The following is a 12,725-nucleotide window of genomic DNA, read 5'->3' on the forward strand; positions in this document are numbered from 1 at the left end:
CGTTCTTTTATAACTGCTTATTACTCGGCAACAAACGGCTTATCCTGGGATACTGCGACCTGGTACAAATAAAGATCCGTTCCGTCGCCGATCGCATAGTTGAGTACACGTTTGTTGACGGGCACGAGCACCGAGCGGTATAGCGTCGGAAATACCGGAATTTCTTCTACCATTAATTTCTGCCACTCTTTATAAATGTCTTGGCGTACTTTGACGTCGAACGCTTCCTTCGACAAGCCCTTCTTAAGCAGTTCGTCCTGCTTGTCGCTCGCATAACGAGGGAAGTTGTAGATCGCTTCGCGTCCGTACAAGCCTGAAGGATCGACGTCGATGCCAACCGCCCATGCGCCTTGGTATACGTCTACCTTCGGATCGTCCTCGCCGTTAGCGCCGACACGGTCATAGAACGTGTTGAACTCGACCATCTCCAGGTTCACATTAAGCCCGATTGCCTTCCACGATTGCACATAATATTGCGCAAGCGGCTCAGCAATGTCGCCGCCAGTCATGGAGATGAAGTTAATGACCAGCTCGCTTCCATCCGGATTCGTGCGGAAATCGCCGTTTTTCTTATAACCGGCATCGTCCAATATTTTGTTAGCCAAATCCACATCGTACGCTAAGCCCGCATTCGACGAATCATGATACTCCGGATGCGACGGCGGAATAAGCGTTGTTGCGTTCCAGCGCAAGCCGTGGTAGAACTGCTTGCCGACCTGATCGTTGTCGACCGCATGCCACATCGCCTTGCGGAGATTAATATCAGCCATCTTCGCTTTCGGGTTAGGAACAACCTTGCCGCCCTCCGCGTCCCATGCGCCAAGCTTGAAGCCGATATAAGTATAGGCGCGGTCAACATTGCCAAGGAACTCTACATTCGACATGCCTGCATTGTCAGGGTATTGATCAACAGGGAACGAGTCGACGAGATCTACGCCGCCGCTCTCGAGCTGCTGTACGATTGTCGTTGGATTAATGACTTTCAACGTAACCTTCTCGAGCCCAGGTTCGCCGCGCCAGTAGTCCGCGTTTTTCGTATACACGACCGATTCGCCTGGAACGATGCTTTCCACCTTGTACGGACCGAAGCCGATCGGCTTCTCGCGCACCTCAGGCGATGCGGACATCTTATCGACAGGAATGTTTTGGAAAATATGCTTAGGCAGCGGAGACGTCCATATCCCGCCCGTCAGCAAGGACGGTGTTGATTCGATATAAGTAATCTTGAGCTGCTTGTCGTTAATGACTTCGATGCCGGAAATCTTATCGGCCTTGCCTTCGTGATACTCGTTCATACCGACAATATTCGTAAACGTGGAATCGTAGCGGGGTCCGTCGTACTTCGGATCGCCGATGACGAGATGCGCGAACTCCCAATCCGCAGCCGTTACCGGCTTGCCGTCATGCCAATTCACGTTGTCGCGGATCGTGAACGTGAATGTACGGCCATCCTCCGACACCTCGTACGTGGCTGCGCCGTCGTTCGTGAAGACGTAGCTTTCGTCCCAAGTCAGCATCGACTCATCGAACCAAGCAAGCACTTGCGAATCGGGATCACCCGAGTAAAAGACCGGATTAAGAGTGCCTTCGAACGGCGTATCGGATACAAGGCCGAACGTCAGCGAGCCGTTCTCGATCGCCGTGCCTTCGTTTTTCTTCACGTTGCTGAAATCTTCTATGGAGTATAGTCCGTCATCGGGCTCCGGCGTTGCTTCCTTCACCTCTTCGGTAGGGGACGGCTTGTTGCTGCTATCCGCCGGGGTTGGCTCGTTCTTCTCGTTCCCGTTGCCGGATGAACAGGCTGCAACAAATACCAACAGCGCGAGCAGCATCGGAAGCAATGCCATCCTTGTGGAGCGTAACCTCTTCTTCATAACAACTTCTCCTCCTCGTCATCCTTTTCTTTGTCTTGCGTCCGTCGCCCGCTTAAGCGCTTGACCGACGTTATTTATACACAACATCAGAACCAATATGAGGAACGATGCGGGTAACCATATCCACCATCTCGACTCCAGCGTCTGCGGATCTCGCGCATAGCTGACGAGCGTTCCGAGACTCGGCGTACTCTCGGGAAACCCGAAACCGAGGAATGACAAGCCGGATTCGAGTCCGATATTGGCTGCCAAGTTAAGGGTCATCGTCACGATGATGATCGAGCTTAAGTTGGGCAGCACTTGCGTAATCATAATTTTCACATGCGAGGAGCCAAGCGTTTTGGATGCTTGCACGTAATCCAGCTCTCTCTCCTGCAGCGCCTTGGAGCGTATGAGCCTTGCAATACCCATCCATAGAAAAGCGGTCATAATAAGCGAGAAGGAAATAATGCTGTACTTGGGCACTGCCGTTACGAATGCAATAACGATCATAAGCGTGGGCAGGATCATGAAAAAATCGACGAAGCGCATGAAAATGTTATCGACAGTGCCGCCGAAGTAACCGGATATGAGACCAATCAGTACGCCGATTAACCCCGTGAGCAGCGTCACGATAATGCCGATCGACAACGAATTGCGAGTGCCGATAATGAGCTGGCCGAATACATCGCGCCCGCCATAATCGGTACCTAGCCAATGCTCGGCCGAGGGCGGCTTCTTAAGCGCGAACAGATCGATGGATACGATCTGCTCTTGATCAAGCACGAATGAAATCCCATAGACAAGCGCGATCACCAGCACCAGGAAGAGCAGCGATACGAACGCCATTCGGTCCCGAACGAGCTCGCGCCACACAATATTCCAGCTCGAGGGGCTTCTGTTCTCCAAGCTTGCATGCGATATATTGGCGTATGTCTTCCTCAAAAGGCCCACCCCTATGCACGTTGGCTGTTATTTGATCCGAATGCGCGGATCAACGACACTTAATGTGATGTCAGACAGTAATGCACCGATGATCGACGCAGCCCCGTACAGCAGCACAAGCGCGGTAACGACGCTGAAGTCGCGCAGCGAGATCGAGCTGAGGAACAACTCCCCCATGCCCGGATAGCTGTAGATGCTCTCTATGAATACGGTGCCGCCGATCAGTCCCGTAATCTCGTATCCGAAAAATGCGGCGATAGGCAATAATGAATTTCGCAAAATATGCCGGTTATACACGCGCGACTCCGACGCGCCCTTCGCTCTTGCCGTTACGATGAAGTCCTTCTGCTTCGTGTCGATAATCTCGCTCCGCAGCAACTGTACCGTCGTAACCGTCGTAATAAGCGCCATAGACAAGGCCGGCAGCAGCAAATGATAGAACTTGCTCAGCACGTATTCCAGCGTCCCCGGCTTCATGCCTGGTTCTACGCTCCCGCCGGTCGGAAACCATCCGAAATGAAACCCGAATACCCATAGCATTAACAAGGCGAATATGAATAGCGGCGCCGCGAAGCCCAAGTACGTATAACCCGTTATGAAGCGATCCGCCCATGTATCGTTGTAGCGGCCGCTCGTAATGCCAAGCGGAATGGCGATCAAATAAGTCAGAATCAGCGTGACAATCGATAGCCAAATGGTGTTCATCATTCGCTGCCCAATCAAATCGGAGACGGGCATCTTGAAGCGGAACGATTGGCCAAAATCGCCTTGGAACGCTTTCGTAATCCAATCCCAGTATTGAACCTGCCACGGATTATTAAGCCCGAGCCTCTCTCTCTGCGCGTCCATCGCCGCCGGATCAATGCTCGGATCGATCAACCCCGTCAAAGCGTCCCCGGGCATCGCCTTGGCCATTAGAAATACGAGAATGCTCAGCAAGATGATTTGGGGAACCATAATAATCATTCTTCGCGCAACTGTCCTCCACATCGCTCTCAACCTCTCTCAGGCAACGCCGCTAGATGTGTTTGCGTAATCGGCTGCAAGGGCAAGGCAAGTCCCTCATGGTCAAAATAGGTATCGTACGCTTTCTCGTATTCCTCCCTAACCGCCTCGCGATAAATATGCTGCTTGTCTCGTTGCGTAGGATCCATGTTCGGAATAGCCGTAATAAGACGTTTCGTATAAATATGCTGCGGGTTGTCGAAAATATCGGCCGTCGTTCCCTGCTCGACGTAACGGCCCTTGTACATAATGCCGATATGATTGCACATATGACGAATAATGCCGAGATCATGGCTAATGAGCAAATAAGTAAGCTTCATTTCCTGCTGAATATCCTTCATGAAGTTCAGTACTTGAGCCTGCACTGACACATCGAGCGCCGACACCGGCTCATCGGCAATAACAAGCTTTGGTTTCAGAGCAACCGCTCTCGCAATGCCGATCCGCTGCCGCTGACCGCCCGAGAACTCATGCGGATATTTGTAGATCATCTCCGGGCTCATGCCGACCTGCTCCAGCAATTGCTCGACGCGTAGCTTCTCTTCCTTCGGCGACAGCCTCTCGAAGTTTCGCAGCGGCTCGGCAATAATATCAAGCACCCGTTTCTTCGGATTCAAGGACGAATACGGATCTTGAAAAATCATCTGAATATCTCGGCGAACGTCGATATGGCTTCTCCGGCCGCCTTTCGCCAGATCATAACCCTCGAACAACACGTTGCCCGACGTGATCGGATTAAGCCCGATGATCGCCCTGCCGGTCGTCGTCTTACCGGAGCCGGATTCACCGACGAGCCCGTAGGTTTGACCTTGCTCGATCGATAGGCTAATCCCATTGACGGCCCTCACAAGCGGAATCCGCTTGTTAAGAATGCCGCCGCGGCTCGGAAAATGTACTTTAAGATCTTTCACTTCAAGAAAGGACATGCGTATCGTTCGCCTCCTTCTGATTAGGGAAGTGAAACGACTTATGGCAGGTGCATCTGACGTAATGCCCGGGAGCAATTTCGTGCATGGTTGGATCGTCTTCATGCGCGGATGCATCGATCCACGGAATGCGCGAGCGGAAGCGGCAGCCTTGCCGCGGAAGATTTTGCAGGGAAGGCACGATGCCTTGAATGACATGCAGTCTGGACTGCGCTTCTTTGGAAGTAGGAATCGATTGGAGTAAAGACCTGGTGTAGGGGTGCTTGGCCCCGGATAGGAGTGTGTAGATATCTGCGATTTCGACGATTTGGCCAGCATACATAACGGCCACGCGATCGGCCATCTCAGCGACGACGCCAAGATCATGTGTAATTAATAAAATGCCGGCTTCGCTTTCATTCTTCAGCTTCTTGATTAATTCGAGGATTTGCAATTGAATCGTAACGTCAAGCGCAGTCGTGGGCTCGTCAGCGATGAGCAACTGGGGTTCATTGGCGACCGCTATGGCAATAACCACCCTCTGCCTCATTCCGCCCGACAGCTCATGAGGAAACTGTCCGTAGGTATGCTCGGGTCTAGGTATCCCGACTCTCCTTAACAGCTCCATTACCTTTATTCGCCGTTCGTTCCGGGAGAGCTTCGGTTGATGGAGCAACAGCGCTTCTTCGATCTGAGCGCCTATGATCATAAGCGGATTGAGTGCGGACAGCGGATCCTGGAAGATCATCCCGAATGCCTTGCCTCGTAGCCGATTCAGCTTGGCCGGAGGCAATTGGGCGATATCTTGCCCCTTATACTTAATGCTGCCGTCAATCCTCGCTCTCGTATGCAGTCCCATGATAGAGAAAGCGAGAGCGCTCTTGCCGGAGCCGGATTCTCCGACTATAGCAACGATCTCGTTTTTGCCGATCGTAAGCGACACGTCGTCAACGGCTGCATAATATTCGTCGGCAATGCGGAATGAGGTAGTGAGATTTTCAATGGCTAGCAGCGTATCACTCAACGGAATCCCCCTATCGACGAGTTGCCTTGTTCTAAATATTCTGATTATTCAGATAATATTTAATAACATTAAACATCGTTATTGCCGTCAACATGATGTCCCTCTTATTTGCACCATATGTTAATACTTGGTTAATAAGTTGTCAAGACTTTATTAAGCCAAGTTAATGACAGTACAAAATGCTGCTTAACTCTATGATTATTTATTAAACCTTAATTAATATAAACCTAATTAATGATTACTCTATCATTCCGCTGCCGATTATGGCAGATGGCTTTTTACCTAAATGAGCAATAGGGATGCAGACCCTTGATCAAGGTTCCATCCCTATCCTTGCGCTTGTTATTCACCGCGCTTCGAAGGCGCGTATGCCAATACTTCCATCTCTATTAAATAGGGTCCAAGACCGCTGAATACCGTGATTCGGGCGGGATGCGGCGCCGCTATCATATCCTCGTATACCGCATTATAAGCATCTTGGTCTTCTGTGCTTGCCAGATGCGTCGTCACCTTAACGATATGATCCAGCGTTAACCCCGCCTCCTGCAATATCGCTTCAATGTTCCGTATGCATTGCGCTGTCTGCTGCCGTATGTCCCCGAGCGGCTCTAGCGTCTGCGGATTAACACCGACCTGTCCAGCCACGTAGACAAGATCACCTGCGCGCACCGCATGCGAGAATGGCAGCGGGAATTTTGGCGCCTTTTCCGATGTAATGATCGTCGTCATATTTTATTTCCTCCTTGTTATGAACCCCGTCTACAGTCCTATCGGGGCGCTCTGAAGATGCCATGAAGTTGCTTGTTGGTATTGATGCCCGATCGCAAGCAGCGTCTCTTCACCCATTAGCGGACCGGCCAGCTGCATGCCGATTGGCAGTTGCCTAGAAGAGTCGATGCCGATCGGCACCGTCATCGCAGGCAATCCCGCATTCGTGAACGGCCCGTTGAACATCGGACTACCCGTTTTATAGCCGGGCAATGCCAGCGTTGGCGTCGATGGCGTAAGCAAGGCGTCGATCTCGCCGAAGAGACTCATCATTTCGTTGCGGAACACGCTTCGGACACGCTGAGCATGCAAGTAATCGACTGCGCTTAGCTCGAATCCCAGCTCCAACTGCTCTCGCATCGACGGTCCGTAATAATCGGCTCTTGTTTTGTACGATTCCATATGATAGGCTGCCCCTTCGGCGCGCATCGTCATTCGGTGCGCGGCGATAGCCTCCTTCATGCACGCCGGCAGCTTAACCTGCTTGAACCGGATGCCCATCCCCTTCAGTACCTCGACAGCTTGTGCGACCGCTTCGCCGATAACCGGTTCCTCTGACTCGAAGAACGTATTCGGCAAGCCGACCACCAGTCCTCTTACGTCTCGCCCAATCGCTCCAGTGAAGCGCGGAGATTCTCCCTGCAACGTGGAAGGATCGCGTCCATCTCCACCTGCCAGCGCCTCAAGCGTAATTGCCGTATCCTCGACCGTTCTTGTAAAGGCCCCGATATGATCGAGGCTCCAGCTTGCCGTGAACACGCCGTACCTGCTGATGCGGCCGAAAGTCGGCTTCATGCACGTTAGTCCGTTGTACGCAGCGGGACGGATCAATGATCCGAACGTCTGCGTGCCTAGCGTGAAGGCGGCCATGCCGGCCGAAACGGCGGCCGCCGATCCCGAGCTGGAGCCTCCCGGCGTATGCTTCAAGTTCCATGGGTTCCGCGTCGGCGGCTCCCCTCCTTGATAAGCATATTCGGTTGTCGTCGTCTTACCGAGCAGGACGGCGCCTGCGTTGCCGAGCCGATCGATAACGGCTGCATTCGTACCCGGCACGTAATCGCCGTCCACCCGCGAGCCGCCGGATGTTCTTATGTTCGCCGTGCGAATAATATCCTTCGCGCCGTATGGAATGCCATGCAGCGGACCAAGATAGCGACCCGACATGAGCAGGCGCTCCGCCTCCTTCGCCGCTTGCATCGCATGGTCGGCCGCTACCGTAACCCAAGCTTGTACCTTCCCGTCTACCGCTTCTATGCGGGACAAATACGCTTCGGTTAGCTCAGTGGGCGACACATTCTTAGCTCTGATGGATGCTGCGGCTTCCGCCAACGTCAGCTCGTACAGCTGTGTCGATATCATCGGCCCGCACCTCCCCTATAGGTCGTATAAGGCGCAACCTGGTCATCCATCCGGAAGGAGCGGAGAAGCTTGAGCTCTTCTAGAAAGCTTTCCTTCTCCTCGCCCGTTACGAGACCGCTTCTATACCTGCTCCTTTCCAATTCTAGAAAGGCTTTATATTCCGCTTCCTGCTGTACACCCATGACGATCAGGGCTCCTTTCTATGCTTGTGCGGTTATGGCATGAAGCTCGTATCCACCATGTCGCCGTAGGAGATATCGACCTTCAAATTGCCGATAAACTTCTGCATATCAACAGCATTTTGGAACGCCGCTTCCGTAAGCAATCCATCCTGCGGATATACCTTGCTGTCGATCATGCGTTGCACAGCCTGCTCCACGACAGCGCCGTCCAGGTTCGGAAATTCCTTCTTGGCGATTTCTTTCGTTCCCGCTGCATCTGCATGAATGAAATCCAATGCCGTTTCAATCGATTTGACCATTCGTTTGACCAAATCAGGATTTTCCTCAATGACCTTCTTAGAAGTATTAATCGTAGCGAACGCAAAGTCCGGATAATCCTTCGTAAAATCGTAGACGATCTCCAAACCTTGGGTAAGTCCTTGATCAAGCTGCGGCTCGTAGACGACCGCAATATCCGCTTTGCCGGCAAGCAGCGTACCAAGCTCGGAGCCGTTCTGTACCTCGGTAATCGTTACGTCGCTCTTCAAGTCAATTCCATTGTCGGCGAACAGCTTGCGAAGAAGGCTGTTCGAGCTCGTCGGCGCTATGCCTGTGACGATCGTTTTGCCAATAAAGTCCTTCGGCTCCTTAATGCTTGAACCCGCCTTGGCCACTGCCCATACCGGCGCGCTTCCCGATACAATGCTTAGCGACTGGGCATCTCCGCCCTTTGCTCTTGCGAAGGCAACATGCTCTGGGCCATGGAACGAGAATGCCGATTCTCCGGACAACACCGAAGCCAATGCAGCCGGCCCGCTTCCTGCTGCCGTAATGGAGGACAACTCGATGCCGTTGTCAGCTAGGAAACCCTTTTCCTTGGCTACGTAGAGCGGCAGGTACAGCAAGTTGTGATACACCTCGGACACCATAATCACGTCTTTGGCCGTTTCGGGTGGCGCCGTCGTCGTCCCAGTGCCAGCGTTAACGTTATCTGCTTTGCCGCCGCCGCAAGCCGACAGGAACAATGCGCTTATTAATGTAATGCCCATAAGTTTGAGTGCCGTTTTTTTCATCGTTGATCGTCTCCTTTTGTGATTAGGCTGATTTGAGCATAGACGGGATGATGCTTTCAGCAGTTAAACCGATGCTGATTTCTGAGTTTGCTGCTTATTATCGTTCCAAGGCAACAGCCGCTTCTCAAGAACGCTCACGCAGGTGTAGAGGAATGTCGCGACAAGCATCAGAGTGAAGACGCCAACCCATACGGCCGGCAGATTGAACAGGTTGCCCTCGACGAAAATCATATGCCCAAGCCCTTTGTCCGAAGAAATGAACTCGCCGCCAACGACGGATACGAGAGCCAGTCCGATGTTGATGCGAAATGCCGATATAATCCAAGGCAGCGAGGAGGGCATAATAATTTTCCGGAATATTTGCAGTTTGCTCGCTCCGAACGACTTCATCAAATTAACTTGCGAGTCATCGATTTGATGTGTAGCTTGATAAGCCGACAACAGCGCTACGATGAAGGTCGCTACCGAAGCAAGCACGATTTTCGAAAATATACCCGAGCCAAACCAAATAATAATCATCGGCGCCAACGCAATCTTCGGAACGCCGTTCAAGGCTACGACGAATGGATCGATGACCCGCGATACCGTCTTAGAGAACCAAAGCAGCAAGCCCGCGAGTGAGCCGGCGATGCTCCCGATGATGAAGCCGATAACCGTCGCTTTAACCGTAGCGTAGGCATCCGTCAGCAACTGGCCGGACTGCAGCATCGCACCTGCCGACTTGGCGATTGCGCTAGGCGAGCCCAGCAGAAACGCGTTTACCGCTTCGAGCCTTACGAGCGTCTCCCATCCCGCTAATACGGCGCCTATAATGGCGAAGCGCCACAGCATCGTCGTGATCCATTGCTTCAAGGAAGCGACCTTATGGGGCTTTAATCGGCGGCGCTTAGCTGCCGGCAGGGCACCCGCCGCATTCAGATTCACTCTCTGAGATGCATTAGACATCAGCTTATCCTCCCCATCTGTATATCGAGCTCTGACCAAATCTCTTCAAAGTATTGCTTGAATGCCGCGTCCGTCCGCGCTTTCATCGCCGATCCATGGCTTGCCGCGAGCCCGACCTCGTACGTTTTCTTCACATAAGTCGGCCGCTTGCTCATAACGAAGACCCGATCGGATACCGATATCGCTTCTTCAATGTCATGCGTGATGAGTACGCCTGTCTTGCCCTCGTTTTTCAATATCGATAGAATTTCGTCTTCGAGCACAAGCCGAGTCTGATAGTCGAGCGCCGAGAACGGCTCGTCGAGCAAAATAATGTCAGGTTGCGTTACAAGCGTACGAATCAGCGCTACCCGCTGCCTCATACCGCCGGACAACGTTGACGGATAAGCTTTGGCAAAGGAATCAAGACCATAACGTTCAAGATAAGCCATTGCCGTGTCGTAACGTTCCTTCTTCGATAACCCTTTGACTTCCAATCCAAGCGTCACGTTGTCCAATATCGTCCGCCAAGGAAGAAGCAGGTCACGCTGCATCATATATCCGACATGGCCCGTCGAGCGCCCGATCTCCTCGCCGCCGACTACGATCTTGCCTGAGCTGGGCTCGATCAAACCCGCTATAATATTGAATATCGTGCTTTTCCCGCATCCGCTCGGTCCGACGATGCTGACGAATTCTTGTTTTTGAATATCCATCGTAATGCCGCTAAGAACAGGAATGGCATCTCCCTCCGCGTTCATGAACGACTTGGTTACCTGCTGCACGCTAATCGCCGACTGCGCCGCATCTCCCCTGCCATAACCCCTTAACGCTTCACTTCGGTCAATCGTTTCCGTTACTCCCATCATCTCAACCCCTCTCCAATGCTGCATTCGCGTTTATGTTGTGTTAGGTTATCTGACATATCGAACATAAACCTATCTTATCGATTCGGCTCTCGAATGTCATTAGTTATAACAAACAGAAATCAAATGTGAATTTAGTTGTTTTAACTATATTTTTCATTCTTTAATAACGGCTCGATCGCAAAAGCAACCTGAAACCGGAAGCTCACCTGCCAATCCTTAAGCGAACGGCCGATCAGTCTTTCCGCCTTCTCGATGCGATAGATGACCGTGTTGCGATGAACGAACAACGCCTTGGCCGTATCGTTGATTTGGCACTGATTCTCGTAAAATATTTTCAGCGTGCGCAGCATTTCGTTCTTCTCTTTGTCATCCTTGCGAATCAGGTCCTTAAACGCCTCCTCGTAAAACCGCTCCAGCTCGTCGTACGGCAGCAGCCGCAGCAGCCGCCCTATATCCATAGCATGATACGACTGCGCGAATCTTTTCCGGTTCATTTGCCTGCCTGAGCTAAGAGCCTTCATTGCCTCCTTGTAGGACAAGCCCAAATCGAGTACGTTCGTGAACGGATTGCCGATTCCAAACGAGAAGCTAAGCTGGTCCGCATCCCACATGCGCTCCGCGGCCGCCTCCAGCCCTCTGGCAAACGCCGTCTCGTTCCAGTCAGGCACGGAATGCTGGACAACGATACCGAACAGGTCGTTTTTCGTGAACATAACGAATGGCATGCCAAGCTTGGCCAACTCCCGCTTAATAGCCTCATACTGGGCATCGCGTTCCACGCTGAGTTTCTCCTCCGAGGACCTGCTTGCGTTTGTTATCGACCACTCGGGCTGCTCGTCCAGCTTAGCTGCAATCAGAAATGCCTTGCCGTCGGCCGTCAATCCGTATTTGCCGCCGCGATGCAGCACCTCTTGCTCCGTGCCGAGATGGCCTTCGATCAAATCCGAGAAAAATTCATTTTTGTAACGGCGAGAACGCTCCTTAACCGCGTGTTTCTTCGTCAGCTCCAGCCCGATGACATGAGCCGCTTGCTCGAACGCAAGCGCGGATAGGCCGGATATCGTATGGTCGTTATGGAAAGAGAGCAGATAGCCCTCATGCCGGTAAGTATGAATGGGGAATAGCTCGGCGTGCCGGAAGCCTTCAGCTCGAATATGCGGAAAGCATATGGACAGCGCCGACTCCGAGGCTGGAAAACTAGCGATCGCCGCCGCGGCTAGCTCAGGCAGTTCCTGAAGGGCCGGTTCATAGAGCCCGGATGACCTCGCGAGCGGCTGAAGCTTGACGTTCAGCAGCAGCACGGGGGAAGCCAATATATCTGCGAGCGCATCGACAATGCGCCCCAGTCCATCGCCCTGCATGATCATATCGGCGAACTGCTTATGGATGGTCAGAGCATAATGAAGCTCCTCGTTTTTGTTCTCAAGTATGATGCTGATCGATTGCTGAAATATTTCGCCGAGCGTCGATTCGATCAACGATAGCTCAATAATCGGAAAGTGAAGCCGATTCGCCTCGTCCAGCACCTCCTGCGGAATGCTCATGGAGAACCGTTTCGTCTTGATTGCAAGACCGGCGCAGCCCTTGCGGTGCATGCTTGTAATGAAATCGATGAGGGCATCGGGTCTGTCCTTGAGCAGGTAACCGTTCGTTAAGAGCAAATCGCCTTTTTTCAAAAAGGTGACAATGTCGGGCGCGTCCATAATATTGATGGACTGCACGTCGTGAATCGTAAGCCCTTCATGCCCGGCAATGACGTCGGCGGCAATTAAAACGGGCGTTTTGAGTAGATCGGATAGTAACATCAAGATCAACACCTTTCACATTATGTTATAAAAA

At 52.3% G+C, this 12,725-nt stretch carries 12 protein-coding genes; all 12 read right to left on the bottom strand.

Features of this window, described 5'->3' with window-relative positions; all coding sequences use genetic code 11:
• Positions 1–20 precede the first annotated feature (20 nt).
• The 12 genes from AC0YN0_RS15085 to AC0YN0_RS15140 all read right to left on the bottom strand — a co-directional run bounded on the left by AC0YN0_RS15085 (position 21) and on the right by AC0YN0_RS15140 (position 12,691).
• A complete protein-coding gene (locus AC0YN0_RS15085; RefSeq protein WP_475821980.1) occupies positions 21–1,874 on the bottom strand; it encodes an oligopeptide ABC transporter substrate-binding protein in 1,854 nt (617 codons plus the stop codon).
• 18 nt (positions 1,875–1,892) lie between these two features.
• On the bottom strand, positions 1,893–2,777 hold the full coding sequence (locus AC0YN0_RS15090; RefSeq protein WP_475822505.1) for an ABC transporter permease: 885 nt from the start codon (positions 2,775–2,777) through the stop codon (positions 1,893–1,895).
• A 48-nt stretch (positions 2,778–2,825) separates the two neighbouring features.
• A complete protein-coding gene (gene opp4B / locus AC0YN0_RS15095) occupies positions 2,826–3,788 on the bottom strand; it encodes an oligopeptide ABC transporter permease (RefSeq protein WP_475821981.1) in 963 nt (320 codons plus the stop codon).
• Between the two features lie 5 nt (positions 3,789–3,793).
• Positions 3,794–4,729: an ABC transporter ATP-binding protein gene (locus AC0YN0_RS15100; RefSeq protein WP_475821982.1), complete on the bottom strand. Its 936-nt coding sequence runs from the start codon at positions 4,727–4,729 to the stop codon at positions 3,794–3,796.
• On the bottom strand, positions 4,716–5,732 hold the full coding sequence (locus AC0YN0_RS15105; protein ID WP_442049646.1) for an ABC transporter ATP-binding protein: 1,017 nt from the start codon (positions 5,730–5,732) through the stop codon (positions 4,716–4,718). The genes AC0YN0_RS15100 and AC0YN0_RS15105 overlap by 14 nt, the downstream gene beginning before the upstream one ends.
• 342 nt (positions 5,733–6,074) lie before the next feature.
• Complete coding sequence (locus AC0YN0_RS15110; protein ID WP_475821983.1) at positions 6,075–6,461, bottom strand: RidA family protein; 387 nt, start codon at positions 6,459–6,461, stop codon at positions 6,075–6,077.
• A 30-nt stretch (positions 6,462–6,491) separates the two neighbouring features.
• The gene (locus AC0YN0_RS15115) at positions 6,492–7,859 is read right to left on the bottom strand and encodes an amidase (RefSeq protein ID WP_475821984.1); all 1,368 of its coding nucleotides are present in this window, start codon (positions 7,857–7,859) and stop codon (positions 6,492–6,494) included.
• A complete protein-coding gene (locus tag AC0YN0_RS15120) occupies positions 7,856–8,041 on the bottom strand; it encodes a hypothetical protein (RefSeq protein ID WP_442049649.1) in 186 nt (61 codons plus the stop codon). The genes AC0YN0_RS15115 and AC0YN0_RS15120 overlap by 4 nt, the downstream gene beginning before the upstream one ends.
• Before the next feature lie 32 nt (positions 8,042–8,073).
• The gene (locus AC0YN0_RS15125; protein WP_475821985.1) at positions 8,074–9,093 is read right to left on the bottom strand and encodes an ABC transporter substrate-binding protein; all 1,020 of its coding nucleotides are present in this window, start codon (positions 9,091–9,093) and stop codon (positions 8,074–8,076) included.
• Between the two features lie 63 nt (positions 9,094–9,156).
• A complete protein-coding gene (locus AC0YN0_RS15130; RefSeq protein ID WP_442049651.1) occupies positions 9,157–10,038 on the bottom strand; it encodes an ABC transporter permease in 882 nt (293 codons plus the stop codon).
• A complete protein-coding gene (locus tag AC0YN0_RS15135) occupies positions 10,038–10,886 on the bottom strand; it encodes an ABC transporter ATP-binding protein (protein WP_475821986.1) in 849 nt (282 codons plus the stop codon). Before AC0YN0_RS15135 ends, AC0YN0_RS15130 begins: the two co-directional genes overlap by 1 nt.
• A 140-nt stretch (positions 10,887–11,026) precedes the next feature.
• Complete coding sequence (locus tag AC0YN0_RS15140) at positions 11,027–12,691, bottom strand: PucR family transcriptional regulator (RefSeq protein ID WP_475821987.1); 1,665 nt, start codon at positions 12,689–12,691, stop codon at positions 11,027–11,029.
• Positions 12,692–12,725: the final 34 nt, after the last annotated feature.

It is taken from the genome of Paenibacillus sp. J22P218, assembly GCF_056269195.1.

Excerpts from the sequence above, each read along its gene's own strand:
- AC0YN0_RS15115 (WP_475821984.1), bottom strand. The coding sequence starts at position 7,859 with ATGATATCGACACAGCTGTACGAGCTGACGTTGGCGGAAGCCGCAGCA.
- opp4B (WP_475821981.1), bottom strand. The coding sequence starts at position 3,788 with ATGTGGAGGACAGTTGCGCGAAGAATGATTATTATGGTTCCCCAAATC.
- AC0YN0_RS15110 (WP_475821983.1), bottom strand. The coding sequence starts at position 6,461 with ATGACGACGATCATTACATCGGAAAAGGCGCCAAAATTCCCGCTGCCA.
- AC0YN0_RS15135 (WP_475821986.1), bottom strand. The coding sequence starts at position 10,886 with ATGATGGGAGTAACGGAAACGATTGACCGAAGTGAAGCGTTAAGGGGT.
- AC0YN0_RS15125 (WP_475821985.1), bottom strand. The coding sequence starts at position 9,093 with ATGAAAAAAACGGCACTCAAACTTATGGGCATTACATTAATAAGCGCA.
- AC0YN0_RS15140 (WP_475821987.1), bottom strand. The coding sequence starts at position 12,691 with ATGTTACTATCCGATCTACTCAAAACGCCCGTTTTAATTGCCGCCGAC.
- AC0YN0_RS15100 (WP_475821982.1), bottom strand. The coding sequence starts at position 4,729 with ATGTCCTTTCTTGAAGTGAAAGATCTTAAAGTACATTTTCCGAGCCGC.
- AC0YN0_RS15130 (WP_442049651.1), bottom strand. The coding sequence starts at position 10,038 with ATGTCTAATGCATCTCAGAGAGTGAATCTGAATGCGGCGGGTGCCCTG.
- AC0YN0_RS15085 (WP_475821980.1), bottom strand. The coding sequence starts at position 1,874 with ATGAAGAAGAGGTTACGCTCCACAAGGATGGCATTGCTTCCGATGCTG.
- AC0YN0_RS15120 (WP_442049649.1), bottom strand. The coding sequence starts at position 8,041 with ATGGGTGTACAGCAGGAAGCGGAATATAAAGCCTTTCTAGAATTGGAA.